The sequence below is a fragment of the Kluyvera cryocrescens NBRC 102467 genome (assembly GCF_001571285.1).
GTDB classification, from domain to species: Bacteria; Pseudomonadota; Gammaproteobacteria; order Enterobacterales; family Enterobacteriaceae; genus Kluyvera; species Kluyvera cryocrescens.
Genome location: NZ_BCTM01000024.1, coordinates 21,476 through 48,185 on the forward strand (window position 1 = coordinate 21,476; position 26,710 = coordinate 48,185).

A 26,710-nucleotide genomic window follows, 5' to 3' on the forward strand; every position below is an offset into this window, starting at 1 on the left:
ACATGAGCATCAAAGACGGTATGAACTACGCCCCGGTGGGCAAACCCCAGCCGGTTGTTGCTGCGGGTGAGTTTGTCATTGCCGCCGCCGCGCTGGATCACGGCCATATCTACGGAATGTGTAACGGCCTGATTGAAGCGGGTGCCACGCTGAAATGGGTCTATGACCCCGATCCCGCCAAGGTCGATAAATTTGTCCAGCAGTACCCACAGGCGCAAATTGCCCCTACCCTCGACGCTATCCTCAACGATAACACTGTGCAGTTGGTCGCCGGTGCTGCCATCCCCTCCGAACGCTGTGCGTTAGGGCTGAAAGTCATGGACGCAGGTAAAGACTACTTTACCGATAAAGCCCCGTTAACCACGCTGGCACAACTGGAGGCCGCCAAACGCAAAGTCGCGCAAACCGGGCGCAAATACGCGGTCTACTACAGCGAACGTCTGCACGTTGAAAGCGCCGTCTTTGCCGGACAACTGGTACAGCAAGGTGCGATTGGCCGCGTCATGCAAACGCTGGGAGTCGGCCCCCACCGCGAAGGCACAGGCCGCCCGGACTGGTTCTACGAGAAAGAATTTTTTGGCGGCATCCTCTGCGATATCGGCAGCCACCAGATTGAACAGTTCCTGTTTTATACCGGCAACAGCGACGCCCACATTGTGGCAAGCCAAGTGCGCAACGTGAATCACCCGCAGTATCCGCAGTTTGAAGATTTTGGCGATGCGATGCTGGCCGGTGACAACGGCGCGACCGGTTACTTCCGCTGCGACTGGTTTACCCCTGATGGCCTCTCTAGCTGGGGCGATGGTCGACTGACGCTGCTTGGCACCGACGGCTATATCGAAATTCGCAAATACGTCGATATCACTCGCGGTGAGCAGGACGTGGTCTATCTGGTCAACAAAGAGGGTGAGTTCCGCTATCCGGTCGCCGGTCAGGTTGGTTTCCCGTACTTCGGCCAACTGATTCTCGACTGTCTGAACCGGACGGAAAACGCGATGACCCAGGAACACACCTTTAAAGCGGCCGAATTGTGCGTGAAAGCGCAGATGCAGGCGAACGCCGTGGCGTAACGGGAGGCGGAGATGAAAACACGTCAAGCGGCTATTATCGGCGCGGGAGCCATCCACACCTGTCACGTGGAGGCGCTAAGCCATGTTCCTGATGTGGCGCTACGCGCGCTTGTCGATATCGACAGCGACAAAGGAAGCCGTCTGGCTGCGGGCTACGGCTGCCAGTTTTACCAGGACTACCGCGAGATGCTGCTGGACGATGCCGTTGACGTGGTGCACATCTGCACGCCGCACCATCAGCATAAACCGATGATCCTTGCCGCGCTGGCGGCAGGGAAACAGGTATTCTGCGAGAAGCCCATGGTGATGAACCCCCTGGACGTGGCGGAAATCAAGTCCGCCGCCGCTATCGCCCAGCGTCACGTCGGCGTCTGTTATCAAAACCGTCTCAACCCCACCAGTTTGGCCATCGCCCGCTGCATTGAGGAAAACGCGCTTGGCCCGATGCGCGCAATTAAAGCGGTGCTGACCTGGTCACGATCGGGTGGCTACTATGCTGCCAGCCCCTGGCGCGGCCGTTTCGCCACCGAAGGTGGCAGCCTGCTGATAAACCAGGCCATTCATACGCTGGATTTAATGCAATGGTTTGGCCAGGGCGTAAGCCGCCTGAAAGGGGTGGTCGACAGCACGCTGCTGGCCGATGAAATTGATACCGAAGATAGCGCGATGGCGACCATGTGTTTCAACAACGGCGCCCGCGGGCTGTTCTACGCCAGCAACTGTCATGCCAGCGACTCGCCGCTGCTGCTCGAACTGGAGTTCGAACGCGGCCTGCTGCGGCTGACGGACAACGAGCTGTGGCAACTCTGCGGCGATGATCGCGTGAAGCTTGCCAGTGATGCATCGCCGGACGGCGTCGGCAAAAGCTATTGGGGGATTGGCCACCAGCAGGCCATACGGCAGTTTTATCGAGCGCTGGACAATCACCCTGAGGGGCATTATTGCGGCATCACGGAAGCCGCAAAATCATTGCAAATGGTTAATGCTATTTACCAATCGTCACTATTGAGGAAATGGGTGCATATAACAGAGTGATGGTCATCCAGTTTTTCCTGCTGTCAATAATATAAGGTGCAGGGGCAACTCTGCACTGATAAACCCTACCAGTACAGGAATAATAATATCATGGTAAAACCAACCGAACGCCGTGTGGGCTATGGCATTGCTATAGGCTACGGCGTAACAGATCTTTTTGGCGGCGGCGCATTTGCCGTTATAGGAACATGGCTGTTATTTTTTTATACCACCTATTGCGGATTAACCGTATTAGAGGCCGGTTCAATATTCGCGATTGCTCGTATTATCGATGCCATTTTAAGTCCGGTGATGGGCTACATCACTGATAACTTTGCTCACACCTGGCTTGGCCGTCGATTCGGCCGACGCCGTTTCTTTTTGTTAATTAGCTCCCCGTTAATGTTTCTCTATGCCTTGGTTTGGGTCACCGACATGAACTACTGGTACTATCTTGGGACCTATCTCTCTATCGAGCTGCTGTCCGCGATGGTGCTGGTGCCATGGGAGACGCTAGCCGCGGAGATGACCAACCGCTTCAGCGAGCGTACGCGCCTGTCCGGCGTGCGTATGATGTGCTCGGCGCTGGGCGGCTTTTTGGCGGTCTCGGTTCCCGGTATTATTATGCAGTACACCGGTCAGGATAACGCCTTCACTTACACCTTAACCGGGATTGTTTTTGCCGTAATTTACTGTGTTGCCGTATTTACCACCTGGGCCTGCACCTGGGAGGCCAAAGACGTGCGTGAAGAGTATGAATTCCAGCCCGATAATCAACGAAGCAGTGGGCTATTTAATCATTTAAAATATCTGGTTATCGATCTTATTTCGTCTTTCCGCATAAGAATATTTCGCCAGCATATTCTGATTTATATCTGTTCATTTACCGCCATGGATGTATTTGGTTCGGTATTTACCTACTACGTGGTGTACGCCTTACATCATGATGCTGGAATGGTTTCCGGGTTATTAAGTATTGCCGCCTTTGTTTCAATCCCCGGTACCTTTGGATTCATGATGTTGATGAATAAGTTTAACCTGACGCCTTCCGGCGCACTGAGGCTCTCTTACGGCAGCATTATGCTGGTACTGGCCTTCCTGTTTATCACCTATATCGGCCATCTACAGGTACCTGCACTGTTGTTCTCCGCGGTATTTGTTTTACTGGGGCTGGCAAAAGCTGGGCTGTATTACATTCCGTGGAACATCTATAGCTTTATTCCCGACGTGGATGAAATCGTCACCCGTCAGCGCCGTGAAGGAATTTTCGCTGGCGTAATGGTGTTGACGCGTAAAAGTACCGTAGCGCTGGCGATTATGCTGATTGGGATCGTGCTGGAAGAGAGCGGCTTTGTGAAAGGCGGCGGTTCACAACCCGCAAGCGCACTGCATGCCATTATCGGCCTGATGGTATTCGCCACCGCCGGGCTACTGGCCATCAGCTTCTACATCACCTACCGTTTCAAGCTCACGCAGAAAACGCACAGTATTTTGATCAAAGAAGTGGCCCGTCGTAAGCTCGGTGGCAGCGCACAGGACTGCGATCAGGAAACTCGCGACGTTATTCTCGCGCTGACTGGCTACCCCTACGACAAAGTGTGGGATGCCGTATCGGATAACCATGTAAAAAACAGGGCTGTTCCGACAAACGGTTAACCCTCTGGCAGCTTTACAGTCCCTTACGCTATACTAGCTTCTGAAAATGCCGGCCCCTCCCCTTCGGGCCGGTTTTCAATGTGTATTTCACGCGGATTTATCCACTTCTCCCTTTCGAGGATCTGGCCTAACGGGCCGGATAAGATATGTTAAACAGTATATTCATCATAATTTGCCTGATCGCTGTCAGTGCGTTCTTCTCGATATCCGAGATTTCACTTGCCGCATCGCGCAAAATTAAACTGAAACTTCTTGCCGATGAAGGCAACATTAACGCACAGCGTGTACTAAAAATGCAGGAAAACCCCGGTATGTTCTTTACCGTGGTGCAAATTGGTCTTAACGCGGTCGCCATTCTCGGCGGTATCGTCGGCGATGCAGCATTCTCTCCCGCTTTCCACTCTCTGTTCTCCAAATATATGTCCCCGGAACTCTCCGAGCAGCTGAGCTTCATTCTCTCCTTCTCGCTGGTCACCGGCCTGTTTATTCTGTTTGCCGATTTAACTCCGAAACGCATCGGTATGGTGGCGCCTGAAGTTGTGGCTCTGCGTATCATCAACCCGATGCGCTTCTGTCTGTTCGTCTTCCGCCCGCTGGTCTGGTTCTTCAACGGCATGGCTAACATCATCTTCCGCATCTTCAAGCTGCCGATGGAGCGTAAAGACGATCTGACTTCCGACGATATTTATGCGGTATTTGAAGCCGGTGCGCTGTCCGGCGTACTGCGTAAGCAAGAACACGAACTGATTGAAAACGTGTTCGAACTGGAATCCCGTACCGTCCCGTCCTCCATGACGCCGCGTGAAAATGTTATCTGGTTCGATCTGCACGAAGATGAGCAGAGCCTGAAAAACAAAGTCGCCGAGCACCCACACTCAAAGTTCCTGGTGTGTAACGAAGATATCGACCACATCATTGGCTACGTGGACTCGAAAGATCTGCTGAACCGCGTACTGGCGAATCAGAGCATGGCGCTGAACAGCGGCGTACAGATCCGCAATACGCTGATTGTGCCGGATACACTGACGCTGTCCGAAGCGCTGGAAAGCTTCAAAACCGCCGGGGAAGACTTCGCGGTGATCATGAACGAATATGCGCTGGTGGTGGGGATTATCACCCTCAATGACGTGATGACGACCCTGATGGGCGATCTCGTCGGCCAGGGGCTGGAAGAGCAGATCGTAGCGCGCGACGAGAACTCATGGCTGATTGACGGCGGCACGCCTATCGATGACGTGATGCGCGTGCTGGATATCGATGATTTCCCGCAGTCGGACAACTACGAAACCATCGGCGGCTTTATGATGTTTATGCTGCGAAAAATCCCGAAACGCACCGACTCGGTGAAGTTCTCCGGCTACAAGTTTGAGGTGGTGGATATCGATAACTATCGCATCGACCAGCTGCTGGTGACGCGCATTGATAACAAGCCAACGGTGCTGGTGCCGAAACAGGCCGATCTCATGGAAAGCGAGCACAGCAACGCTTAATTCGTTTTTTCCTGGCTACAAACATCAACGGCTCCCATTGGGAGCCGTTTTCAATTCTGCCGCATCGCGGTTCGTTTACGCCATTTCGGTCTGTAAACGTAGCACCTGGCGGTTCACTTCAGACATCACAGATAGGTGCTGCTTGTCTCTAATTTTAGGGATAAGAATTTTCCCTTTATCAAATTCAAAAGCGCCAACGTCCTTGATATACAACCGTCCACGAAACAGGGTCTTAACGTATTTTGCTACCTGAAACGGGTTGTAGCGTTGGAAAATTTTCATTTTAATCTCCTGCGAGTACTACGCCCTAGTTGATCCACATTTGGCTTCAACGCTCCGGGGCGCAAAGTTAAATACTCGTTAACTATAGTCCATAAAAACTAAGGGCCTCCATCATAGGGGGCCTTATTTACCAATTTATTACAATAATTCAGAACTTTCTTTTCAACCATACGATGAACACAGTATAAGGCTTCATTTTTACGAGATTGTGTGCGGTCCTCCACAAACTGGCACCGTCTTTGCGGGAAAAGTCCATAAATCGCACTTATGATTAAAACTATCGACCAAGTGGTCGGATCACCTGCATAAAAAAAGGAAAAACCATGACCCTACGTACGCTTCTGGCGGTTTCATGCCTGTTAATGCCGTTAATGGCAGCCGCACATAACTTCACAAATGGACAACGTGTCGCCCCCGTCGGCGTGGCAGATCGAGGTGAATTGATTCTCGATAATGATAAGTTTAGCTATAAAAACTGGAATAGCGCGCAGCTATCTGGAAAAGTGCGGGTGGTGCAACATATTGCCGGCCGCTCATCCGCCAAAGAGAAAAACGCCGCGCTAATCGAGGCGATTAAATCCGCAGGTCTACCGCACGACCGCTACCAGACCACCACGATCGTCAACACCGATGACGCCATTCCAGGCTCATCGATGTTTGTTCGCAGCAGCATTGAGAGCAATAAAAAATTATTCCCCTGGTCGCAGTTTGTGGTTGATAGCGATGGCGTCGTCCGCAAGGCCTGGCAGCTTGATGAAGGTAGCTCTGCCATCGTCGTGCTGGATAAGGACGGGCGAATTCAGTGGTCGAAGGACGGCACGCTGACGGCAGATGAAGTGAAGCAGGTCATCGCCCTGCTACATAAGTTACTGGGTTAATTGTTCGATTAACGTGGGGGCGCACTGCGGCCAGCGGTAGCCATTATGGACTGCCGTCAGCATCGTCTTCATATCGGCATAGCGCCCTTCGTTACTTGATGCATGCAGCACCACACTGATCAAATCCGCGCCGCCTGGGGCGCGGGTATAAACCAACAGATGGTTAAGTGCGGCCCCTAAAGTTCCGGTTTTTCCGCCTAATACCTCGGCACCAATCGTCTCGACAAAAGTGAGCGATGATATGATCCTTTTTTGTCGCGGATTGGAGCCCTCAAGAGACAGCGTATATCGCCGTTTTCCCCAGATATCAGTAATCGCCGGATAATGCAGCGCAGCCAGCCCCAGACGCGCAATATCCCGCGCACAGGTGACCTGCCCTCTGGCAGCTAAACCGTGGGCATTGATAAAACGGCTGCGAAACATACCGAGCGACATCGCCACCCGATTCATCTGCTGCACAAAGCGCTGACGAGGATCGCCCTCTCCCCCTTCGAGCGCCAACAGGCGTTCCCCCATCGTACGCGCAACGATGGTTGCCGACACGTTACTGGAGGGGATAAGCATATTGTGTAGTGCATCCCACAGGGTTAACGTATCGCCCGGCATCAGATTGTTGCCAGAGCCAGGAGTTTCTTCCCCCTCCCGCATTATCAGTTTCAGCGTAATGTCGGGCTGGATCTGCAAAGCAGTGATCGCGGCCAATACTTTCGTCAAGGACGCGGGGGCGACGGATAGCCGCTCATTATGAAGAAACAGTGGCTCACTGACCGATGTGGCCAGGTAACAGCAGGCGCTGCGCGCGCTCAGCGTCTCGCCGAGCGAGTCGCGCCATAGTACAGACATACAACAGTCTCCGGACAGGAATAACAGCAGCATCGAGATTCAATGCTGCTGTTGGCAAAAACTTAGAAAATAGATACCCGGAAGCCCGGGTTGAGGAAAGATTCGCGGGGAGTGTAATCCAGCGTTTTACCTTGCCAGTCGTTGACGTGGGCACCGGCGGCGGCGGCAACCGCGTGACCGGCGGCGGTATCCCAAATATTGGTTGGCCCAAAGCGCGGATACAGCTGGGCTTCACCTTCCGCCACCAGGCAGAACTTCAGCGATGAACCGATAGACGCCGTCTGGTGCTCACCTAACTGCTGCAGGTACTCTTTCAGTTCGTCATCGTTGGCATAGTGCGAACGGCTGACCACCACCTTCGGTGGATTCGCGTCACGAACCTGAATCGGTTTACGCACGCCGCACTCTTCTTTCCACGCTTTACCGTTCGCCGCGCTGTACATCACTTTCAGTACCGGGGCATACACCACACCGAGTACCGCTTTGCCGTTTTCAATCAACGCAATATTCACGGTGAATTCACCGTTGCGTTTAATAAACTCTTTCGTGCCATCCAGCGGGTCGACCAGCCAGTAGCGCTGCCAGTGCTGGCGTATATCCCAGCCTGGCGGATCTTCTTCAGACAGGATAGGGATGTCTGGCGTCATGGCCTTCAGGCCGTTCACAATCACATGGTGGGCGGCAATATCGGCCGCCGTTACCGGGGAATCATCTTTCTTGCTGGCAACGTCTAACGGCTGCTTACCATCGTAAACCTGCATGATGGCATCGCCCGCGTCACGCGCAAGCTGACTGACTTGTTCTAACATTCTCCACCTCGTTAATATTACAGTGGCGTTAACCTATTGTTTTACTTATATCGCATCGCCGTTAATTCCGCTATGCCCTAAATAATTCGAGTTGCGGGACAAAAAGGCGAAGCCATTTGAACAGCGCCTGCGCTGGCCCCGAAGGGGTGAGGCCAAAGGCCGAATCACGCGGCCAACGCACCTGCAGCTTTAAGTATGACGGGCATATTCCCATCATTGTTCCGGATAACTGTGAACCGTTGCCGATTTCCCGTCATGATTTTCTGGCATGATTCACACCTTCGTAAGTAACAGAAAACAAATACATTTAAATCTGTGTCTTAGATCTAAAAAAGGATGCCTCTGATGATCAAGTTTAGCGCAACGCTCCTGGCTACGCTGATTGCCGCCAGCGTCAATGCGGCAACGGTGGATCTCCGCATAATGGAAACCACCGATCTACATAGCAATATGATGGATTTTGATTACTACAAAGATACCGCCACCGAGAAATTTGGCCTGGTGCGGACGGCGAGCCTGATTAACGCCGCGCGCGACGAGGTGAAAAATAGCGTGCTGGTCGATAACGGCGACGTGATTCAGGGCAGTCCGCTGGGCGACTATATGGCGGCAAAAGGTCTAAAACAGGGTGATATCCACCCGGTCTACAAGGCAATGAACCTGCTCGATTACGCGGTGGGCAACCTCGGCAACCACGAATTCAACTACGGTCTTGACTATCTACACAAAGCGCTAGCCGGGGCGAAATTCCCGTACGTTAACGCCAATATCATCGACGTTAAGACTAAAAAGCCGCTGTTTACTCCGTATCTGATTAAAGAGACCGAAGTGGTCGATAAAGACGGCAGCAAGCATCAACTAAAAATAGGCTATATCGGTTTTGTGCCGCCGCAAATTATGACCTGGGATAAAGCCAACCTCAGCGGCAAGGTAACGGTCAACGACATCACCGAAACGGCGCGTAAATATGTCCCAGAGATGCGCGCCAACGGCGCTGACGTGGTGGTGGTGATTGCCCACTCCGGTCTTTCCGCCGACCCATATCAGGCGATGGCCGAAAACTCCGTTTATTACTTAAGCCAGGTGCCGGGCGTTGACGCGATTATGTTTGGCCATGCCCATGCGGTCTTCCCGGGTAAAGATTTTGCCAATATTAAAGGCGCGGATATTGCCAAAGGCACGCTCAATGGCATTCCTGCGGTAATGCCAGGCATGTGGGGCGACCATCTGGGGGTGGTCGATCTGGTGCTCAACAACGATAGCGGCAAATGGCAGGTCACCTCCGCTCAGGCGCAGGCGCGGCCGATTTACGATGCAGCAGCGAAAAAATCGCTGGCGGCGGAAGACAGCAAACTGGTTGATGCCCTGAAGGCCGATCACGACGCGACGCGTGAATTTGTCAGCAAGCCTATCGGTAAGTCCTCCGACAATATGTACAGTTTCCTGTCGCTGGTACAGGACGACCCGACGGTTCAGGTGGTTAACATGGCGCAGAAAGCCTACGTTGAGCACTATATTCAGGGCGATCCGGACCTGGCAAAACTGCCGGTACTTTCCGCCGCCGCACCGTTTAAAGCCGGTGGCCGTAAAAATGACCCGGCAAGCTTTGTCGAAGTCGAAAAAGGCCAACTCACCTTCCGTAATGCCGCCGATCTCTATCTCTACCCGAACACGCTGGTAGTGGTTAAAGCCAGCGGCAAAGAGGTAAAAGAGTGGCTGGAGTGCTCCGCCGGGCAGTTTAATCAGATCGATGTCCACAGCAGCAAGCCGCAGTCGCTGATTAACTGGGACGGTTTCCGCACCTATAACTTCGATGTTATCGATGGCGTGAACTATCAGGTCGATATTACCCAGCCGGCGCGCTACGACGGCGAATGCCAGAGCATTAACCCGAAATCAGAGCGCATTAAAAATCTGACCTTTAACGGCAAACCTATCGATCCGAACGCTATGTTCCTCGTCGCTACTAACAACTACCGCGCCTACGGCGGCAAGTTTGCGGGCACCGGGGACAGTCATATCGCCTTCGCCTCACCGGACGAGAACCGTTCCGTGCTGGCGGCATGGATAAGCGCCGAATCGAAGAAAGCCGGGGAAATTCATCCTGCGGCCGATAACAACTGGCGCCTGGCCCCTATCCACAGCGACACCAAGCTGGATATCCGCTTTGAAACTTCGCCGTCAGAAAAAGCGGCGGCGTTTATCAAAGAGAAAGCGCAGTATCCGATGAAACAGGTGGCGACCGATGATATTGGCTTTGCTATCTATCAGGTGGATTTAAGCAAATAACCACCATACCGGTGAGCGCATCGCTTCTCCGGATTATCGCTGGCCGGGTCTTGTGACCCGGCCAGTTTTTTTACGCCGACGCGGAAACTTCACCCTCTTCTACCGCCGGGTGGTTTGCCATGACGTCGGGCAAATTAACCTCAATCCAGTCGGCCAGCGCCGCGACCTTCTCGCTTACCGCTTCCCCCATTGGCGTCAGGCTATACTCAACGTGCGGCGGAACGACCGGGTAGGAGCGACGATGAATAAAACCGTCTTGCTCCAATGCCTGTAGCGACTGAGCGAGCATTTTCTCGCTGACCCCGCCCATCTTACGGCGCAGATCGCTAAAACGGTGGGTCCCCTCCCGCAGCGCGACCAGAATCAATACTCCCCAACGGCTGGTCACGTGTTTTAACACGTCCCGCGAAGGGCAGCTTTCGGCGAACAAATTGCCATTACGCAGCTTTTGCGTCAGCGTGGGTTTCGGCTCTTTCATACTTACCTTTTTGTACGTACTTACTAAAAGTTAGTTATGGTGTTAGCTTACCACAACACCATACGAACACGAAGGAGAACACTGATGATCGCAATTACCGGCGCCACCGGCCAGCTTGGCCAACACGTTGTTGCTAACCTGCTTAAGACTACCGCGGCAGACCAGTTGGTTGCCGTAGTCCGTAACCCGGCAAAAGCCGAAGCGCTGAGCCAGCAGGGCGTGAACGTACGCCAGGCCGACTACGGCGATGAAGGTGCGCTGACCAAAGCGCTGCAGGGCGTGGAGAAGCTGCTGATTATCTCCTCAAGCGAAGTCGGCCAGCGTGCACCGCAGCACCGCAACATCATCCAGGCCGCTACCGCTGCCGGCGTGAAATTTATCGCCTATACCAGCCTGCTGCACGCCGATACATCACCGCTGGGCCTGGCGGATGAACATATTGCCACCGAGAAAATGCTCGCCGACTCAGGTATCCCTTACGCGCTGCTGCGCAACGGCTGGTATACCGAAAACTATCTGGCGAGCGCACCACCGGCGCTGGAGCACGGCGTCTTTATCGGTGCAGCCGGTCAAGGCAAAATTGCCTCCGCAACCCGCGCCGACTACGCGGCCGCAGCGGCACGCGTCATCAGCGAAGAAGGACATGCCGGGAAAGTCTACGAACTGGCGGGCGATAACGGCTGGACGCTGAGCGAACTGGCGGCCGAACTGGCTAAGCAGAGCGGGAAAAAAGTGGTCTATCAGAACCTGAGCCAGGCCGATTTCGCCGCCGCCCTGAAGAGTGTGGGTCTGCCTGCCGGGCTGGCGGATATGCTGGCCGATTCCGACGTTGGCGCGTCCAAAGGCGGTCTGTTCGATGACAGCCATACTCTGAGTAAACTGATTGGCCGCCCAACCACTGCGCTTGCCGACAGCGTCAAAGGCATTCTGTAAGCGTTAAAAATCGGTTAAATGTGGTAGCGCCCCCGCGGGCCATCTCTGATAATAAACAGATGGCCCAGGGGGAATTATCACGTGCAAGGCGTACCGGAACAGTTTAACGACGAGAAAGACAGCGCGCGCTTTCGCCACCTGGCGCAGGTGCCGGGCGTTGAGCTGTATCATGCGCATATCTCGCGCTACGCTTTCGAACCGCACACTCACGAAGCGTTTGGCATCGGTGTCATTGAAGCCGGGGCCGAGCGTTTTCGCTATCGCGGCAGTCAGTATGTCGCCCCCGTCCACTCCGTTGTCACCATGAACCCCGACGAGCTGCACACCGGCGAGGCCGAAACCGCCGATGGCTGGCGCTATCGGATGATTTATCTGGAGCCGCAGCTGCTTGAAGAGGTCACCGGCATCCGCCACTGGTGGTTTGCCGATGTTACCCGCCATGACCCGCTGCGCTCGCAGATGATTGGCCGTCAGATCCATGCGCTCTGGCACACCGACGACCCGTTGGCGCAGAAAGGGCTGCTGCTGGATATGATCGACACCTTTCAGCCGCTGGCCTGCCACGCCCCGGTGCTGCCGGAAGCGGCCCATCGCTTTGCCCGCGTGCGGGAGTACCTGTATGACAACTACATGCACTCCATTACCCTCGATGAACTGGCGAACGTTGCGGCCCTCAGCCCGTGGCATTTCCAGCGGCAGTTTAAGGCGCATTTTCACGTCACTCCGCATCAAATGCTGATGGCGGTGCGCCTGTGGCGGGCGAAGGAGTTTCTCACCTACGGCATGCCTGCCGCCGAAGTGGCTGCCGCCACCGGGCTGACCGATCAGTCTCACCTGACCCGCGCCTTCACCCAGCGCTATGGCATTACGCCGGTACGCTATCAAAAACAGGTTAGCCGTCGCTAATCAGCAATCTCATACAATACTTCGCACCGTTCCCTTCCTACACTTTGCCCATGATAAATCGATTGGGATCGGATGATGATTAGCGGTGTGCTGTACGCCCTGTTAGCGGGTTTAATGTGGGGGCTGATTTTTGTCGGGCCGCTTATCGTGCCGGATTACCCGGCGGTATTACAGTCGATGGGACGCTATCTGGCGCTGGGGCTGATTGCTCTGCCGCTGGCCTGGATGGGACGTAAACGCCTGCGCCAACTGAGCCGTCAGGATTGGTGGACGGCGCTGGCGCTGACCCTGGTCGGGAATGTGGTGTACTACATCTGCCTTGCCAGCGCCATTCAGCGCACCGGCGCGCCGGTATCGACGATGATTATTGCCACGCTACCGGTTGTCATCCCGATTTTCGCCAACCTGCTGTACAGCCAGCGAGATGGAAAGCTGTCGTGGATGCGGCTCATGCCGGCGCTGGTGCTGATTGGCATCGGTCTGATGTGCGTTAACATTGCCGAGCTGCGTCAGGGACTGCCCGATTTCAGCGGCTGGCGCTATGGTTCAGGCATCGCACTCGCGTCTATTTCAGTGGTGTGCTGGGCGTGGTATGCGCTGCGCAACGCCCGCTGGCTACGGGAAAACCCAGAGAAACCACCGCTGATGTGGGCGACAGCTCAGGCGCTGGTGACGCTGCCGGTATCGCTGGTCGGTTACGTCGCGGCTTGCCTTTGGCTGCACCTGCAGACACCTGATTTTGCACTGCCATTCGGCCCGCGTCCTGCCGTGTTTATCGGTTTGATGATCGCCATTGCCGTGCTGTGTTCGTGGGTCGGCGCGCTGTGCTGGAATGTGGCGAGCCAGCGGCTGCCAACGGTGATCCTGGGGCCATTAATCGTCTTTGAAACGCTGGCGGGGCTGCTCTATACCTTCCTGTTGCGTCAGGAAATGCCGCCAATGCTGACGCTGAGCGGGATTACGCTGCTGGTGATAGGCGTGGTGATTGCCGTGCGGTCGAAACCGCAGAAACCGGCGGTCGTGCCGGTTTCTGAGGCCTAAGGCTTAGAAGGTTTCCCAGTTCGCTTCGTTGTGCACAGCCATTTTGGCCGATGGGGCGGGCTGCTTTTTCACCGGTGTTTTCTGCGCCTGCTGCTGGCGGGTAATCCTGAATACCGCGACCGTTTCGTTGAGACGCGCGGCCTGCTCTTCCAGCGCGGCAGCGGCCGTTGCAGACTCCTCCACTAGCGAGGCATTCTGCTGTGTGACGCGGTCCATCTCGGCCACCGCCTGACCGACCTAGTCGATGCCACGGCTCTGTTCATCAGAAGCCGAGGCGATTTCGCCCATAATGTCGCTCACGCGAGTCACGGCGTTGACGATCTCGGCCATCGTCTCACCGGCCTCATGTACCAGCGCGGAACCCGCGCTAACGCGGTTACCCGAATCGTCAATCAGTCCCTTAATCTCTTTTGCCGCCTGCGCGCTCCGCTGCGCCAGCGTGCGCACTTCCCCTGCCACAACGGCAAAGCCACGCCCTTGCTCACCGGCGCGCGCGGCTTCTACCGCGGCGTTCAGCGCCAGAATATTGGTCTGGAAAGCAATGCCATCAATCACATTAGTGATCTGCGCAATTTTGCTGGAGCTCGCGGCGATTTCATCCATGGTACGCACCACGCCATCCACAACATTGCCACCTTTCTGCGCGGTCTCTGAGGCGTTCTGTGCCAGTTGAGTCGCCTGACGGGCGTTATCGGCGTTTTGCTTCACGGTCGCGGTCAGCTGTTCCATGCTCGCTGCCGTCTCCTCCAGCGATGCCGCCTGCTGCTCGGTACGCGAAGAAAGATCGTTGCTGCCGGCAGAGATTTCGCCCGCACCGGTGTAAATGGTGTCTGCACCTTCACGCACCACGCCAACGGTTTTTGCCAGCGACTGCTGCATCTCGTTCACGTTACGCGCCAGCAGCGCCATTTCGTTGCTGCCTTCGGTGTTGATGTTATTGGTCAGGTCACCTTCCGCGATATGACGAATATGCGCCATCACCGTATGCAGAGGCTTGAGCAGCACCCGCTGCATCGCTACCCAACTGACGACTATCACCGCCACCACCAGCAGCATAATCGCCGCCAGGGCCCACAGAATGCGGGAATAATCGCTTTCATTTTGCTTAATACCGGCGTTGGTCAACGAAGCCTGCGCGGCACGCCAGTCCTGATACACGGCCTGCATGGCCTGCTGTTTCTGTTCGGCGTTTTGCTTAAACATCTCTTCCAGTTTGCCTTCCGCCAGCAGTTCATTCATCCGCGCCAGCGTTGCAGAATAGATGCCGTACTGCTTCTCCAGACTGTCCGACAGATGCCCATCCAACCCCGGAGTTTCCGGCAGAGCATAGTACTTGTCGTAATGACGCTTCGCCTCGGCCAGCAGGTTGTTGGCGGTATCCACCAGCGTTTTCAGTTCACCGCCGTTGGTGCTGCTCGCCATCGTGCCTTGCAGACGCAGCATACCGCGGTTTAGGGTGACGCGAGCCTGGTTTAAGCTAATCCACGCGTCGGTAAACTCCGCTACGTTCTGACTGGAAAGCTGGGAAACGGTAAAGTTTTGCTTGTCGTTGTTGAGCGCGCGTACGAATACGCCCGCAGAAATAAGCTGCATCGCGCCCAGCGCGAACAGCACGATAATTAGTACGGTAATGACTTTTATTCGTTTGAACATCATTTGCCTTTCTAGTGCAGGTGGTCTTGAAGTCTCACTATCGGCAGCGCGGCGGGGTTATTTAATCGATTCAGGTCTTACCAGAGTCATTCTTAATAAGATTCAGCACCTTAAAAGAAAATAATTTTTTGTGACAGCTATCACGTAAATCCGCTCCCTCGAAAGGGGTATATCTTCGCCATAAAGATGCATTTAAAATACATCTTATATTATTGATGACGAGGTAACTGCTATGGCCTTTCGCGACCAACCATTAGGCGAGCTGGCGCTCTCCATCCCACGCGCATCCGCGCTGTTCCGTAAATACGATATGGACTACTGCTGCGGCGGCAAACAGACGCTCGCGCGTGCGGCGAGCAGGAAAGAGTTGGATGTTGCCGTGATAGAAGCTGAGCTGGCGAAGCTGGCGGAAGAACCGGTTGAGAAAGACTGGCGCGTTGCTCCGCTGCCGGAAATCATCGACCACATCATCGTGCGTTACCACGACCGCCACCGTGAGCAGTTGCCAGAGCTGATTTTGCAAGCGACCAAAGTTGAGCGCGTTCACGCGGATAAACCAAACGTACCGAAAGGTCTGGCGAAATACCTGACCATGCTGCACCAGGAGCTCTCCAGCCACATGATGAAAGAGGAGCAGATCCTGTTCCCGATGATCAAACAAGGGATGGGCAGCCAGGCAATGGGGCCTATCAGCGTGATGGAAAGCGAGCATGACGAAGCCGGTGAACTGCTGGAAGTCATTAAGCACACCACGCAAAACGTCACCATCCCGCCGGAAGCCTGCACCACCTGGAAGGCGATGTACAACGGCATCAATGAAATGATCGACGATCTGATGGAACACATCAGCCTTGAAAATAACGTGCTGTTCCCACGCGCGCTCGCCGGGGAATAAGTTCGCAGTTCCGCCTCCAGCCCGGAGGCGGATGTTTTACAACAGTCCCTTCTGGCGGAACGTTTCCCGCGTCGCCACGTTGAGATCCATACCGGCTAAGGCTTCCGCTTTGACCCACGCAATTTCCTGAAACTCTTCGTTGAAGGTCACATCGCGATTGGCGCTAACGCAATCGAAGATGAGGTAAATCATATAGATCTGTTCGGTTGTTCCATCCGCATAGGTTTTCACCCGCACATCGTCACGAAACGCCCACGGCTTCACTTCGCTTATCACTAACGCGTCACCCAGCTCTTCACGAATTTCGCGCAGCAGCGCCTGCTCCATGGTTTCGCCAGGCTCCATACCGCCACCGGAGAGTGCCCATTGGCCGGGGAAGACTCCGCGATCATCAGCCATTTTACACAGCAGGTACTCGCCCTCATTTTGAATTACCGGGCAGACAATTGTTCTCTGACGCATTTCCATCTCCATATGCTTTCAGGTGAGGCGGGGAAACTAGCACGTTGGCTGCCAGGGTTCTACGAGGCAGGACGCAAAAACAAATAAAGCGCCCCGAAGGGCGCTTTCAAAAATCTGAGAACAATCAGCTTACTTAGCTTGCTGATTCTTACGCAAGAACATCCAGCCCAGCCCCAGTACGATGAACCAAATTGGCGTCACCATTAGCGCTTCGCGGGTATCGGCTTCCAGCGTTAGCAGAACCAGAACAAAGGCGAAGAATGCCATACAAACCCAGCACATCACTTTGCCCAGCGGCATTTTGTACTTAGAAGACTCATGCAGATGCGGGCGCTTCTTACGGTAAACCAGGTAAGAGCACAGGATAATCGTCCAGACGAACATGAACAGAATCGCCGATACGGTGGTGATCATGGTAAACGCGGCAATTACGCTTGGGTTCACCATCAGCATCACTACGCCACCCAGCAGGCAGATGCAGGAGAAGGTCAGGCCTTTCGCCGGCACCGCGCGCTTAGACAGTTTGGCAAACAGGCTCGGCGCTACGCCATCCTGTGCCAGACCGAACAGCATACGGCTGGTCGAGAATACGCCGCTGTTGGCGGAAGAGGTCGCAGAAGTCAGCACCACAAAGTTGATAATGCTCGCCGCGGCCGGCAGGCCAACCAGCATAAACAGTTCAACAAACGGACTTTTATCCGGTACCACGGAGCTCCACGGCGTCACCGACATAATCACGATCAGCGCGAAGACGTAGAACATGATGATACGAATCGGAATCGAGTTAATCGCACGCGGCAGAGATTTCTCCGGGTCTTTGGTCTCAGCGGCAGTGGTCCCTACCAGCTCAATCCCAACGAAGGCGAAGACCGCTATCTGGAAGCCAGCAAAGAAGCCGCTAATGCCTTTCGGGAACCAGCCGCCGTCATTCCACAGGTGTGCGAACGATGCTTCTACGCCGGTTGGAGATTTAAAGTGCATCAGCACCATCACCAGCCCCACGACAATCAGCGCTACGATGGCGACGATTTTAATCATCGCAAACCAGAACTCCATCTCACCAAACATTTTCACCGTGGCGAGGTTCAGGCTCAGCAGCAGGACAACCACCGCCAGCGAAGCAACCCAATCGGAGAGGCCGGGGAACCAGAATTGGGCGTAGGCGGTAATCGCCACCACGTCGGCCATCCCCGTCACCACCCAGCAGAACCAATAGGTCCAGCCGGTGAAATAGCCCGCCCACGGGCCAAGCAGGTCTGCGGCAAAGTCGCTAAACGACTTATATTCCAGATTAGAGAGCAGCAGCTCACCCATAGCGCGCATGACGAAGAAGAGCATAAAACCGATGATCATATAAACGAAAATGATCGATGGCCCAGCGAGACTGATAGTTTTTCCCGACCCCATAAACAGGCCTGTCCCGATGGCACCGCCGATCGCGATAAGCTGAATGTGTCGGTTCGTTAGGTTTCGCCGTAGCGATTGTTCAGCCGGCTCCTGCTCAGCGGCAGCAGCGACTTTGATCTGATCAACCATGTATTTTTCTTCCTGTTGTTTCTGTCTGTGTTGTGCGGGCTCTACTGGCCCTTTATGTCGTCAAGCAAGACGATCCTATCTATAGGATGCCTCGATATTAGGTAAGAATCGGAGGGATGAATACTATGATTTAAATATAATGTTAATTTTATGTTTAAAGTGAGTGTTATATCACCTCACCTATGGGAAACAGCTCACAAAAATACACGCAACAGCGGCATTTGCAAGATTAAATCCCAGGATATATCAAACTTCAGGAGTTTATATCCCCTCTCCGGGCGGAGAGAGGATAAACGCAAGAATTACAGGATTTCCAGTAACTCAACGTCGAAGACCAGCGTGCTGAACGGAGGAATCGCTGCACCTGCGCCGCGCTCACCGTATGCCAGCTCGTGAGGAATAGTCAGCTCCCATTTAGAACCGACTGGCATCAGGGTCAGCGCTTCAATCCAGCCAGGGATCACGCCGTTAACCGGGAATTCTGCCGGCTCGCCGCGTGCCACGGAGCTGTCGAATACGGTGCCGTCAATCAGTTTACCGGTGTAGTGTACGCGAACGTGGTCGGTACGCGCTGGGATTGCGCCTTCACCCTGGGTCAGAACGCGGAACTGCAGGCCGGTTTCGGTGCTGTTTACGCCTTCTTTCTCACGGTTTTCTTCCAGGTATTTCACGCCATCTTCTGCCATTGAGGCAAAACGCTCGCGACGGACGGCATCCGCACGTTCGTGAATTTCACGCAGCGCACGGTGAACAACGTCTACCGGTACAGCAGGCTGTTTGCCTTCCAGTGCGTCGGCAATGCCGGCAACCAGCGCTTCCGGCAGTAAACCCTGCAAACCGGACTCGCTCAGCTGCTGTCCTACCTGCAGGCCGATACCGTAGCTTGCTTGTGCTTCAATGGTGTCAAAAGTCGGGGAGGCCATCGTCTTTCCTTTCTTCGGGTATAAAGTAGCGGGCAGCATAGCAGCCACGCCGCATAGGGTAAAACTTTGTGTCAGGAAAGATGACAAATTGCCGGGAAAAAGAAACAATAAATATTACCTATGGGATATGATGAAAGAGTGCTTTACCACGTTCATCAGGCAGTTAGTTGATTGCGAAGACACGGAGCAGGAGGAGAGCCATGCCCGGGAGATTTGAAGTGAAACCTTTGCTTGAGAAGCTCTGGCACGCGCCGGACAATCTCCGCATCCTGGACCCGCTGCCGCTTGCCCATCGTCGCGGCGTGATTATCGCCGCGCTGGTCGTGGTCATCGGCTTCCTGTTGCCTTCTGCTGACGATAGCCCGCCAACGCCGGTAAGCCGCACCGCGCAGCTGGATTTCCAGTCACAGTCGCAGCCAACGCCGCAGCCGGATAGCCAACCGTTACACGCTCAGTTGGTGACACCGTCTAACGATCTGGATCAGGTCGCGCCGGTCGAGCCCGAGCCGGTGCAGGAAGAGCAGCCAACCGAACAGGCCGCACCGCCGCGTACTCAGCAGCCATACCAGGAAAACCGCAGCAGCAGCGAATGGCGTACCTATCAGGTCGAAGCCGGGAAAACGCTGGCACAGTTGTTCCGTGACAATAATCTGCCCCCAACCGACGTTTATGCCATGGCGCAGGTTGAAGGCGCAGGTAAGCCGCTCAGCACGCTGAAAAATGGTCAGAAGGTGCAGATTCGCAAAAACGCCAACGGCGTGGTGACAGGATTAACCATTGAGTCCGATAACGGACAAGTGCTGTTTACTCGTCAGGCGGACGGTAGCTTTATTCGCGCACGCTAAACTATCCGGCTGGATGGCACATTTCCCCATCCAGCCTTTCATTCAGGCTACGATTTCACCTTATTGACCCACCAAATTCCCGAACACACCAGTATCAGCGCCAGCGCATATTTCCATTCGAAAATATTCTCGCCGAGGAAGATAGCCGACAGTACCGAGCCCGAGACGGGGATCAGGAAGTTAAACGGCGCAATCATCCCAACCCGGTTGTATTTGAGCAAAATACTCCACAGGGCAAAGGCCACAGAAGAGAGCAGCGTCAGATAGCCCAGAATCGCCACCGAGGCGATGCCGTGGAAGGTCAACGTACCGCCGCTGAGGTATCCCCCCACAATCAACGCTAAGCCGCCCAGCGCCAACTGATAGCCGGTCATGACCGTTGGGTCCACCGTCTGCGAGATACGTTTTCCGTACAGCGAGGCCGCGGACAGAATAAACGCCGCCAGTACCACCGAGCCATCGCCCAGCAGGCTAAAGCTAAAGTCCAGCAGACCGCTGTTGAAGTTGACCACCATCACCCCAGCAAAGCCGAGAATGCAGCCCAGTGTTTTGTTATAGCTGAGCCTGTCGTTCTGGTAGATAAAGTGTGCCAGCAGCACGCTAAAGAAGGTGCCGGTGGCGTTCATGATCGATCCTTTCACCCCGGTAGTAAAGGCAAGACCGATGTAGAAGAAGATGTACTGCAGCGAGGTTTGCGTCAGCCCCAGCAGCGTCAGTTGACCAAACTGGCGCGGGCTCAGTCGGGCAATCGGTTTATGCTGCGCCATCGCCAGCAGCAACAGCAGCAGCCCGGCAAACAAAAAGCGATAGCCGGCAAAAACGATTTTACCGGGAATGTCGTCGGCGGCAATCTGGAACAGCTCGTAGCCGCTTTTAATCGCGGGATAGGCGCTCCCCCATAGCAGACAGCAGAAGGCGGCGGAGAGGTAAACGATGTTCTTGCGGGAAAATAGCGGATGCTGGCGGAGAGTGTCCATTCTTTCACCAAAAATTAAAATAATGTTTTATTTTTTGATTATCGCGAAAAGGATGAAAGATAGCCAGATGAAAAGTGCGGGGTTTTAAAAAGCAAAACGCCGGCACAAGGCCGGCGATTTGTTGTTACCAAAACGTGGGTTGCAGATTACTCAGCAACAACGTTGATGATAACTTTAGCGAAGACTTCGCTGTGAACCTGGAAGTCCACTTCGTGCTCGCCAACAGTACGCAGAACGCCGTTCGGCAGACGAACTTCGCTCTTAGCAACTTTAACGCCTGCAGCAGTAACTGCATCCGCGATGTCGCGAGTACCGATGGAACCGAACAGTTTACCTTCGTCGCCAGCTTTAGACGCGATGGTTACTGATTCCAGTGCGCTGATCTGTGCAGCGCGAGCTTCTGCAGCACCCAGAACGTCAGCCAGTTTAGCTTCCAGTTCTGCACGGCGTGCTTCGAAGAATTCAACGTTTTTCTTGGTAGCAGGAACAGCTTTACCCTGTGGTACCAGGAAGTTACGAGCGTAGCCCGCTTTAACGTTAACCTGATCACCCAGGCTACCCAGGTTTGCTACTTTATCAAGCAGAATAACTTGCATTACCTTATCCTCTTAAAGTCGTTAATAGACAGCGGCCGATTACTGATGACGATCAGTGTATGGCAGCAGGGACAGGTAGCGAGCGCGCTTGATGCAGCGTGCCAGCTGACGCTGGTATTTTGCACGAGTACCGGTAATACGGCTCGGGACGATTTTACCGCTTTCGGTAATGTAGTTTTTCAACGTTGCGATGTCTTTGTAATCGATCTCAACAACGCCTTCCGCGGTGAAACGGCAGAACTTGCGACGACGGAAATAACGTGCCATATGGCTAGTCTCCAGAATCTATCAATTCAATCTGCTCGGCATGCAGAACCATTTTGCTCAGGCCATTCTTTGCTTTGTGGCAACAGATAAAACCCTGAACGATAACTGCACTACCGACCGTTATACTGTGAGTAATAGCTTGGTTCTCTTGCCCGCTAACAATAACTGGCATTTGACACCACGCCTGCCGGTGAAAACCGGCTTCCTCCTGCACAGAACGATGCTCAAGCACGAACTGGCAATGAGGAATTCCTGATGGGCTGACCTTACGAAGCGGCGTCCTGCACACTGTGCCGGATAACACCAGACGGTTGGTCATCAGAAATTACTCTTCAGAATCCCCAGCTTCAGCATCATCAGAGGTTTCGTTTGCGAAATCATCGCGACGTTCACGACGCTCGTCTTTCGCTTTAACCATTGGAGATGCTTCGGTAACAGCGTGCTTAGTACGCATTACCATGCTACGGATAACGGCATCGTTGAAGCGGAAGTTTGTTTCCAGCTCATCGATAACTTCCTGCGGCGCTTCAACGTTCAGCAGAACGTAGTGAGCTTTGTGCAGTTTGTTGATCGGGTAAGCCAGCTGACGGCGGCCCCAGTCTTCCAGACGGTGGATCGTGCCTTCTGCTGCAGTGATTGCACCAGTGTAGCGTTCGATCATACCCGGAACCTGTTCGCTCTGGTCAGGATGGACCATAAAAACGATTTCGTAATGACGCATCGAATTGCTCCTTACGGATTATTCAGCCTCCTGTCTGGGTCAGCCGAGGCCCATGGAGGCAAGGAACGTGTTAAAGGTCGGCTGAAAAATGACGCGTCATAATACTTGTCTCCCCCTGGAAACTCAAGCTGATTGCACAAATAATTCGCACAAAGCGCAAAGCCTGCCTAAGTCAGTGATTTAAAATTAAACAGCACCAGATCCGGTAATTTTTTGAACAACTCAATCAGAAATGGTCTCGGTAGAGTTGCCGTGGAAGGATTACACTTAAGTCAGAAGTCATTCACATCGCCACAGCCAGAGGAGAACCTTGAGTTAACGTCAGGACTGTTAGTCAGGAGTAGGATATGAAAAACATCATTATTGCCGTTATGGCTGCGCTACTGGTTAGCGTCAGCGCACAGGCCGCCATTAAGATTGATGGCCGTCAGGCACGTAACATGGACGATGTGCAGAGCCTGGGAGTTATCTATATCAATCATAATATCGCTACTGAGCAAGAGGCCGATCTGGCGCTCAGTCAGGAGAGCGATGCTCAGGGGGCTAAATATTTCCAGCCTATCCTGATGCATGAACCGGGAAGCGGTGGATTAATCCACGCCAGCGCCGCACTTTACCGCTGATACCCGGCCTTAGCCCTTCGCCCCCGCCCGGGGGCGAAGCATAAATCCACCACATCAGCCCCCTTCATTCGCCCTGAACCGCTCCCCGCCATACCCTAAGGCAAAGATCGAATGGTCAATTGGCGGTTATAGATGCTGCTGGAAAAACGTGACGGTACTGGCCAGCGCTTCCGGGGTAATCCGATGGCGAACGCCCGACTGCCAGACGCAGGTTAACTGTTCATCCAACCCAGCATCACGTAACGCCTGCTGTAGACGGAACGTCTCTCCCGCGGGCACCACATCGTCGTCTTCACCGTGCCACAGCAGCAGCGGGCGATCGGCAACTCTTGCCAACTGATGCCCTATCTCCCATTTTGCCAGCGGTGCCAGCAGTCGCTCCTGCTCAAGCACTGTTGCCGCCGATGGCGGAAACAGCGTTTGTGAGAGCGAAGTAAAATAGCCCGACCCCATCAGGCTGGCGACGCATTTCAGCTCCGGATGCTGCGCCATCAATCCCAGCGCAGTCATGCCGCCCATCGACGCCCCCGCGACCGCCAGCCGCCCATCGCTCACCAACGAACTGGCCAGCAGCGCATCCCGCAGCGCCGGAAATTCGGTAAAGTTTTGCACCAGGATCTGCCAGAAATGCTGCATCCGCCCTGCGCTATCGCCGCTAAAACGCTCACCGTGATCGGCCGCGCTTGGCATAACCACTCGAAAACCTGCCTGCGCCAGTGCGACTGCGAAATAGCTGTAAACAACGTTTGAGGAGCTAAATCCGTGATAAAAAACTATGCTGGGTAGCGCTTTTTCTGCGTATCCTTTGGGATAAGCGTGCAGAATTTGTTGCCCTGCCAGAGTGCGCATTTCCAGTTCAATCATGGGTAAACTCCTTTAGCCACGCTGCGATGGCATACGAAAATTGATGCAGTAATATGACGACAATACCCCTGATTTATAACATTGAGAACCCGGTTACGATTTCGTGATATTTTCATTCGAAAATAGCGCTGTGGTTAACAAATCAGGAACATTAACCCAAAAGGGAAATTTTTCCCCACTACACTATGGCTATCAGGAAACGGGAAATGGCGATAAAACGGTTTATCCCTATGTTGTTGGCGCTCATGCTGAGCGGTTGCACCCTGCTGGAAGGTACGCCTGAAGCACCACCACCAGCAACCGACCACCCGCAAGAGATTCGCCGCAACCAAACGGAAGGTTTGCAGCGCATGGGTACCGTCAGCGCGCTGGTGTACGGCTCGCCGATGGACGTCGAAGAGACGATCAGGGCAAAAGCCACCGCGCAGAAAGCGGACTACTATGTGATCATAATGATTGATGACACGGTAGTGCCCGGACAGTGGTACTCACAGGCCATTCTTTACCGTAAGTAACCTTTATCAGCTTTACGTTAGTTGGCACCGTTTCACGTTTCCCTGATGCACAATGGCGCCTGGCCTGAAGACAGGATAGGCGTCTGCTATGGAATGCCCCCACTGGGTCATATGAAATGGAGCTGACGATGAAACAATCATTTACCTTATCTACCCTGCTTTTGCCCGGCGGCAGGCACGTCGCTGCGGCGCAATCCGCAGAGTTCGCCAGCGCAGATTGTGTCACCGGGCTCAATGAAATTGGTTTAATTTCGGTTAACAACGTCACCGGCAGCCTGGAAGATGTTGAGATGGTTATCGCCCTCAAAGCGGACGAGCAGGGCGCATCCTGGTATCGCATTGTTCAGATGTATGAAGAGCCACAGCAGGATAACTGGCGTGCACAGGCGATTATCTATGCCTAACATGAGCCAATAGTGGAAGATGCGTTAATCCCATAACGCTTCTTCCACGCCCTCGATATTTTACCTTCCCCCGCCCGTCGCCCGAATCAGCAACTCGTTAATCACCTGCTCGCTCAGCATCGCACCGCCTCGCGGGTCAAGCATCATCCGACACCATGCCTGAGACACCGGTGGGGACGCATAGCGCAGCATCTGCGCGCCAACGCCAAAGAGATATAACTGGCTGGTGATTTCCCGCCCCTGGGCCTCGGAAAGCCTGCGTAACCTTTGCTGTAGCTGCCGCCAATGGCGATCGAAATGACGCTCCTGGCCTTTGACTTCCGCGTACTCGTCCAGCAAAAGCTCCAGCGCATCGGGCTGCTTCGCCACTACGCGCAGGACATCAAGACACATAATATTGCCCGAGCCCTCCCAGATACTGTTAACCGGCATCTCACGGAACAGCCGCGGTAGCTCGCTGTCTTCGCAGTAACCAATACCGCCCAGCACCTCCATCGCCTCAGCTACAAACGGGATCCCCGCTTTGCAAACGGCAAATTTAGCCGCCGGAGTAAATAACCGCGCCCACAGCATCTGCTGTGATGATTGAGGCTGCCCCCAGGCACTGGCCAGGCGGAACATAAACGCCGTCTGTCCCTCTAGCTGAAGCGCCATCCTGCCCAGCACCTGTCGCATCAGCGGAAGATCCACGAGATTACGGCCAAATGCCTGACGCTGGAAGGCATGATACAGCGCCACGGAGTACGCTCGACGCATCAGGCTATGGCTACCCAGAGCGCAGTCCACCCGCGTCATCCCACCCATTTTGAGGATCTGGCGGATACCCTCCCCCTCTTCCCCTATCGGCCAACCGAGGGCCTGCTGAAACTCTACTTCGCAACTGGCGTTGGCACGATTACCCAGTTTATCTTTCAGGCGCTCGAGGCGAATCGCGTTGCGCGTGCCATCAGGCAGCAGGCGCGGCACAAAAAAGCAGGTTAGCCCGCCGCCAGCCTGTGCCAGTACCAGATGGGCATCGCTTTGCGGCACCGAGTAGAACCATTTATGCCCGGTAAGTTGGTAGCTGCCGTCTGCCAGCCGCTCAGCGCGGGTGCTGTTGCTCAAAACATCCGAGCCACCCTGCTTTTCGGTCATCCCCATCCCAATCAGCAGTCCGCGCTTTTGTCCTCCGGTTAGCTGATGCGAGTCATAGCGATCGCTTAATAATGCCGTACGCCAGTCAGAAAATAGAGGCGGCAGGGCCTTTAGCAGCAGCGGCGTGGCGGCAAAGGTCATGGTAATCGGGCAGAGCGTTCCCGCCTCGACCTGAGCGTGCAGCATAAAACGCGCGGCGCGGGCGACAAACGCGCCATTTCGCGCCGTCTCCTCCCAGGGAAGATTATGCACGCGGTTAGCGCACAGCCCCTGCATCAGCAGGTGCCAGGCCGGGTGGAAACGCACATCATCCAGCCGTTGCCCCTGCGGGTCATAGCGAATCAATTCAGGAGGGTGTACGTTGGCGAGTCGCCCAAGTTCAAGAGATTCGGCGGTACCGAGCTGCTGGCCGATACTGGCCAGCAGCTCGGTATCCCAGCCAGCGTCATGGCGGGCCACCGCCTCACATAACGCCGTGTCCGAAAGAAATAAATTGCTGTTATTTAATGGAGTAGGTTGATTAAAAACGGTGTGAGTTTGCCAGTGCATTTGTCTCCCTCCGTCAATAGGCAATATTTTAAGTATGGACGGTAGAGGGTAATACAC

The 26,710-nt window shown here is 54.4% G+C and carries 28 protein-coding genes and 1 pseudogene; 14 read left to right on the forward strand and 15 right to left on the reverse strand.

Annotated features, from left to right (window positions below):
* The first annotated feature begins 2 nt into the window (after positions 1–2).
* The 4 genes from KCR01S_RS16935 to paeA all read left to right on the forward strand — a co-directional run bounded on the left by KCR01S_RS16935 (position 3) and on the right by paeA (position 5,230).
* Positions 3–1,070 (forward strand): Gfo/Idh/MocA family protein, encoded by a 1,068-nt coding sequence (locus KCR01S_RS16935; protein ID WP_061284197.1) that lies wholly within the window; start codon positions 3–5, stop codon positions 1,068–1,070.
* A gap of 12 nt (positions 1,071–1,082) precedes the next feature.
* The gene (locus KCR01S_RS16940; protein ID WP_061284200.1) at positions 1,083–2,105 is read left to right on the forward strand and encodes a Gfo/Idh/MocA family protein; all 1,023 of its coding nucleotides are present in this window, start codon (positions 1,083–1,085) and stop codon (positions 2,103–2,105) included.
* Positions 2,106–2,195: 90 nt separating this feature from the next.
* A complete protein-coding gene (locus KCR01S_RS16945; RefSeq protein WP_061284202.1) occupies positions 2,196–3,740 on the forward strand; it encodes an MFS transporter in 1,545 nt (514 codons plus the stop codon).
* Between the two features lie 146 nt (positions 3,741–3,886).
* On the forward strand, positions 3,887–5,230 hold the full coding sequence (gene paeA / locus KCR01S_RS16950; RefSeq protein ID WP_061284204.1) for a polyamine export protein PaeA: 1,344 nt from the start codon (positions 3,887–3,889) through the stop codon (positions 5,228–5,230).
* 75 nt (positions 5,231–5,305) lie between these two features.
* Here the strand turns inward: paeA and KCR01S_RS16955 are convergent, their stop codons facing one another.
* Positions 5,306–5,512, reverse strand: a complete 207-nt coding sequence (locus tag KCR01S_RS16955; protein WP_052282454.1) for a DUF1107 domain-containing protein — start codon at positions 5,510–5,512, stop codon at positions 5,306–5,308.
* Between the two features lie 323 nt (positions 5,513–5,835).
* Between KCR01S_RS16955 and KCR01S_RS16960 the strand changes: the two genes are divergently transcribed.
* Positions 5,836–6,390 (forward strand): YtfJ family protein, encoded by a 555-nt coding sequence (locus KCR01S_RS16960; RefSeq protein WP_061284206.1) that lies wholly within the window; start codon positions 5,836–5,838, stop codon positions 6,388–6,390.
* Here the strand turns inward: KCR01S_RS16960 and KCR01S_RS16965 are convergent.
* Positions 6,379–7,233: a D-alanyl-D-alanine carboxypeptidase family protein gene (locus KCR01S_RS16965; protein WP_061284209.1), complete on the reverse strand. Its 855-nt coding sequence runs from the start codon at positions 7,231–7,233 to the stop codon at positions 6,379–6,381. The two genes, KCR01S_RS16960 and KCR01S_RS16965, sit on opposite strands and share 12 nt — an antisense overlap.
* 62 nt (positions 7,234–7,295) lie before the next feature.
* Positions 7,296–8,042 carry a 3'(2'),5'-bisphosphate nucleotidase CysQ gene (gene cysQ / locus KCR01S_RS16970; protein WP_061284211.1) on the reverse strand — a complete coding sequence of 249 codons (747 nt, stop codon included), beginning with the start codon at positions 8,040–8,042 and terminating at the stop codon, positions 7,296–7,298.
* A gap of 345 nt (positions 8,043–8,387) precedes the next feature.
* On the opposite strand from cysQ, the gene cpdB reads away from it, so the two are divergent.
* Positions 8,388–10,331 (forward strand): 2',3'-cyclic-nucleotide 2'-phosphodiesterase, encoded by a 1,944-nt coding sequence (cpdB, locus tag KCR01S_RS16975; RefSeq protein WP_112202503.1) that lies wholly within the window; start codon positions 8,388–8,390, stop codon positions 10,329–10,331.
* 70 nt (positions 10,332–10,401) lie between these two features.
* Here cpdB and KCR01S_RS16980 read toward each other — a convergent pair whose 3' ends face one another.
* On the reverse strand, positions 10,402–10,809 hold the full coding sequence (locus tag KCR01S_RS16980; RefSeq protein ID WP_061284217.1) for a winged helix-turn-helix transcriptional regulator: 408 nt from the start codon (positions 10,807–10,809) through the stop codon (positions 10,402–10,404).
* 84 nt (positions 10,810–10,893) lie between these two features.
* Here KCR01S_RS16980 and KCR01S_RS16985 point away from each other — a divergent pair, with 84 nt between their 5' ends.
* From KCR01S_RS16985 to KCR01S_RS16995, 3 genes are all read left to right on the forward strand, one after another.
* Positions 10,894–11,742: an SDR family oxidoreductase gene (locus KCR01S_RS16985; RefSeq protein ID WP_061284219.1), complete on the forward strand. Its 849-nt coding sequence runs from the start codon at positions 10,894–10,896 to the stop codon at positions 11,740–11,742.
* An 81-nt stretch (positions 11,743–11,823) separates the two neighbouring features.
* Positions 11,824–12,648: an AraC family transcriptional regulator gene (locus KCR01S_RS16990; protein ID WP_061284222.1), complete on the forward strand. Its 825-nt coding sequence runs from the start codon at positions 11,824–11,826 to the stop codon at positions 12,646–12,648.
* A gap of 75 nt (positions 12,649–12,723) precedes the next feature.
* Entirely contained in the window at positions 12,724–13,689 is a 966-nt protein-coding gene (locus KCR01S_RS16995) for a DMT family transporter (protein WP_061284299.1), read from the forward strand.
* Between the two features lie 3 nt (positions 13,690–13,692).
* Here the strand turns inward: KCR01S_RS16995 and KCR01S_RS17000 are convergent.
* Positions 13,693–15,342: pseudogene (locus tag KCR01S_RS17000) on the reverse strand (methyl-accepting chemotaxis protein).
* A 232-nt stretch (positions 15,343–15,574) separates the two neighbouring features.
* Here KCR01S_RS17000 and ytfE point away from each other — a divergent pair.
* A complete protein-coding gene (ytfE, locus tag KCR01S_RS17005; protein ID WP_061284226.1) occupies positions 15,575–16,237 on the forward strand; it encodes an iron-sulfur cluster repair protein YtfE in 663 nt (220 codons plus the stop codon).
* Positions 16,238–16,273: 36 nt separating this feature from the next.
* Here the strand turns inward: ytfE and nudI are convergent, their stop codons facing one another.
* The 3 genes from nudI to fklB all read right to left on the reverse strand — a co-directional run bounded on the left by nudI (position 16,274) and on the right by fklB (position 19,158).
* Positions 16,274–16,699, reverse strand: a complete 426-nt coding sequence (gene nudI / locus KCR01S_RS17010; RefSeq protein ID WP_061284228.1) for a nucleoside triphosphatase NudI — start codon at positions 16,697–16,699, stop codon at positions 16,274–16,276.
* Between the two features lie 129 nt (positions 16,700–16,828).
* Entirely contained in the window at positions 16,829–18,235 is a 1,407-nt protein-coding gene (gene cycA / locus KCR01S_RS17015; RefSeq protein WP_061284230.1) for a D-serine/D-alanine/glycine transporter, read from the reverse strand.
* A gap of 302 nt (positions 18,236–18,537) precedes the next feature.
* The gene (fklB, locus tag KCR01S_RS17020; protein ID WP_061284232.1) at positions 18,538–19,158 is read right to left on the reverse strand and encodes a BamJ family beta-barrel-assembly machinery protein; all 621 of its coding nucleotides are present in this window, start codon (positions 19,156–19,158) and stop codon (positions 18,538–18,540) included.
* 200 nt (positions 19,159–19,358) lie between these two features.
* On the opposite strand from fklB, the gene KCR01S_RS17025 reads away from it, so the two are divergent.
* Complete coding sequence (locus KCR01S_RS17025; RefSeq protein ID WP_061284234.1) at positions 19,359–20,003, forward strand: OapA family protein; 645 nt, start codon at positions 19,359–19,361, stop codon at positions 20,001–20,003.
* Positions 20,004–20,050: 47 nt separating this feature from the next.
* Here KCR01S_RS17025 and KCR01S_RS17030 read toward each other — a convergent pair whose 3' ends face one another.
* The 5 genes from KCR01S_RS17030 to rpsF form a co-directional block, all read right to left on the reverse strand.
* Entirely contained in the window at positions 20,051–20,980 is a 930-nt protein-coding gene (locus KCR01S_RS17030) for a DMT family transporter (RefSeq protein WP_061284236.1), read from the reverse strand.
* A 146-nt stretch (positions 20,981–21,126) separates the two neighbouring features.
* Positions 21,127–21,576, reverse strand: coding sequence for a 50S ribosomal protein L9 (rplI, locus tag KCR01S_RS17035; RefSeq protein ID WP_052283253.1), 450 nt, complete (start codon positions 21,574–21,576; stop codon positions 21,127–21,129).
* 39 nt (positions 21,577–21,615) lie between these two features.
* Positions 21,616–21,843: a 30S ribosomal protein S18 gene (rpsR, locus tag KCR01S_RS17040; RefSeq protein ID WP_002210155.1), complete on the reverse strand. Its 228-nt coding sequence runs from the start codon at positions 21,841–21,843 to the stop codon at positions 21,616–21,618.
* A 4-nt stretch (positions 21,844–21,847) separates the two neighbouring features.
* Positions 21,848–22,162, reverse strand: coding sequence for a primosomal replication protein N (gene priB, locus KCR01S_RS17045; protein WP_061284238.1), 315 nt, complete (start codon positions 22,160–22,162; stop codon positions 21,848–21,850).
* A 6-nt stretch (positions 22,163–22,168) separates the two neighbouring features.
* Positions 22,169–22,564: a 30S ribosomal protein S6 gene (rpsF, locus tag KCR01S_RS17050; RefSeq protein ID WP_035893279.1), complete on the reverse strand. Its 396-nt coding sequence runs from the start codon at positions 22,562–22,564 to the stop codon at positions 22,169–22,171.
* A gap of 347 nt (positions 22,565–22,911) precedes the next feature.
* On the opposite strand from rpsF, the gene KCR01S_RS17055 reads away from it, so the two are divergent.
* On the forward strand, positions 22,912–23,187 hold the full coding sequence (locus KCR01S_RS17055) for a YdgH/BhsA/McbA family protein (protein WP_061284240.1): 276 nt from the start codon (positions 22,912–22,914) through the stop codon (positions 23,185–23,187).
* 126 nt (positions 23,188–23,313) lie between these two features.
* Here the strand turns inward: KCR01S_RS17055 and yjfP are convergent, their stop codons facing one another.
* Positions 23,314–24,051 (reverse strand): esterase, encoded by a 738-nt coding sequence (yjfP, locus tag KCR01S_RS17060; protein WP_061284242.1) that lies wholly within the window; start codon positions 24,049–24,051, stop codon positions 23,314–23,316.
* A 206-nt stretch (positions 24,052–24,257) separates the two neighbouring features.
* Between yjfP and bsmA the strand changes: the two genes are divergently transcribed.
* Positions 24,258–24,566, forward strand: coding sequence for a biofilm peroxide resistance protein BsmA (gene bsmA / locus KCR01S_RS17065; RefSeq protein WP_061284244.1), 309 nt, complete (start codon positions 24,258–24,260; stop codon positions 24,564–24,566).
* A gap of 116 nt (positions 24,567–24,682) precedes the next feature.
* On the forward strand, positions 24,683–24,970 hold the full coding sequence (yjfN, locus tag KCR01S_RS17070) for a DUF1471 family protease activator YjfN (protein ID WP_061284247.1): 288 nt from the start codon (positions 24,683–24,685) through the stop codon (positions 24,968–24,970).
* A 60-nt stretch (positions 24,971–25,030) separates the two neighbouring features.
* Here yjfN and KCR01S_RS17075 read toward each other — a convergent pair whose 3' ends face one another.
* A complete protein-coding gene (locus tag KCR01S_RS17075) occupies positions 25,031–26,653 on the reverse strand; it encodes an isovaleryl-CoA dehydrogenase (RefSeq protein WP_061284249.1) in 1,623 nt (540 codons plus the stop codon).
* Positions 26,654–26,710 lie beyond the last annotated feature (57 nt).

Bases quoted from the DNA above. Each gene is read 5' to 3' on its own strand.
- rpsR (WP_002210155.1), bottom strand. From the start codon at position 21,843: ATGGCACGTTATTTCCGTCGTCGCAAGTTCTGCCGTTTCACCGCGGAA.
- priB (WP_061284238.1), bottom strand. From the start codon at position 22,162: ATGACCAACCGTCTGGTGTTATCCGGCACAGTGTGCAGGACGCCGCTT.
- KCR01S_RS16965 (WP_061284209.1), bottom strand. From the start codon at position 7,233: ATGTCTGTACTATGGCGCGACTCGCTCGGCGAGACGCTGAGCGCGCGC.
- KCR01S_RS16980 (WP_061284217.1), bottom strand. From the start codon at position 10,809: ATGAAAGAGCCGAAACCCACGCTGACGCAAAAGCTGCGTAATGGCAAT.
- KCR01S_RS16995 (WP_061284299.1), top strand. From the start codon at position 12,724: ATGATTAGCGGTGTGCTGTACGCCCTGTTAGCGGGTTTAATGTGGGGG.
- cycA (WP_061284230.1), bottom strand. From the start codon at position 18,235: ATGGTTGATCAGATCAAAGTCGCTGCTGCCGCTGAGCAGGAGCCGGCT.
- KCR01S_RS16935 (WP_061284197.1), top strand. From the start codon at position 3: ATGAGCATCAAAGACGGTATGAACTACGCCCCGGTGGGCAAACCCCAG.
- yjfN (WP_061284247.1), top strand. From the start codon at position 24,683: ATGGAGCTGACGATGAAACAATCATTTACCTTATCTACCCTGCTTTTG.
- rplI (WP_052283253.1), bottom strand. From the start codon at position 21,576: ATGCAAGTTATTCTGCTTGATAAAGTAGCAAACCTGGGTAGCCTGGGT.
- nudI (WP_061284228.1), bottom strand. From the start codon at position 16,699: ATGCGTCAGAGAACAATTGTCTGCCCGGTAATTCAAAATGAGGGCGAG.
- KCR01S_RS16955 (WP_052282454.1), bottom strand. From the start codon at position 5,512: ATGAAAATTTTCCAACGCTACAACCCGTTTCAGGTAGCAAAATACGTT.
- rpsF (WP_035893279.1), bottom strand. From the start codon at position 22,564: ATGCGTCATTACGAAATCGTTTTTATGGTCCATCCTGACCAGAGCGAA.
- cysQ (WP_061284211.1), bottom strand. From the start codon at position 8,042: ATGTTAGAACAAGTCAGTCAGCTTGCGCGTGACGCGGGCGATGCCATC.
- KCR01S_RS16940 (WP_061284200.1), top strand. From the start codon at position 1,083: ATGAAAACACGTCAAGCGGCTATTATCGGCGCGGGAGCCATCCACACC.
- cpdB (WP_112202503.1), top strand. From the start codon at position 8,388: ATGATCAAGTTTAGCGCAACGCTCCTGGCTACGCTGATTGCCGCCAGC.
- yjfP (WP_061284242.1), bottom strand. From the start codon at position 24,051: ATGATTGAACTGGAAATGCGCACTCTGGCAGGGCAACAAATTCTGCAC.
- KCR01S_RS17030 (WP_061284236.1), bottom strand. From the start codon at position 20,980: ATGGACACTCTCCGCCAGCATCCGCTATTTTCCCGCAAGAACATCGTT.
- fklB (WP_061284232.1), bottom strand. From the start codon at position 19,158: ATGGCCTCCCCGACTTTTGACACCATTGAAGCACAAGCAAGCTACGGT.
- bsmA (WP_061284244.1), top strand. From the start codon at position 24,258: ATGGCGATAAAACGGTTTATCCCTATGTTGTTGGCGCTCATGCTGAGC.
- KCR01S_RS16985 (WP_061284219.1), top strand. From the start codon at position 10,894: ATGATCGCAATTACCGGCGCCACCGGCCAGCTTGGCCAACACGTTGTT.
- KCR01S_RS16945 (WP_061284202.1), top strand. From the start codon at position 2,196: ATGGTAAAACCAACCGAACGCCGTGTGGGCTATGGCATTGCTATAGGC.
- KCR01S_RS16960 (WP_061284206.1), top strand. From the start codon at position 5,836: ATGACCCTACGTACGCTTCTGGCGGTTTCATGCCTGTTAATGCCGTTA.
- ytfE (WP_061284226.1), top strand. From the start codon at position 15,575: ATGGCCTTTCGCGACCAACCATTAGGCGAGCTGGCGCTCTCCATCCCA.
- paeA (WP_061284204.1), top strand. From the start codon at position 3,887: ATGTTAAACAGTATATTCATCATAATTTGCCTGATCGCTGTCAGTGCG.
- KCR01S_RS17055 (WP_061284240.1), top strand. From the start codon at position 22,912: ATGAAAAACATCATTATTGCCGTTATGGCTGCGCTACTGGTTAGCGTC.
- KCR01S_RS17075 (WP_061284249.1), bottom strand. From the start codon at position 26,653: ATGCACTGGCAAACTCACACCGTTTTTAATCAACCTACTCCATTAAAT.
- KCR01S_RS17025 (WP_061284234.1), top strand. From the start codon at position 19,359: ATGCCCGGGAGATTTGAAGTGAAACCTTTGCTTGAGAAGCTCTGGCAC.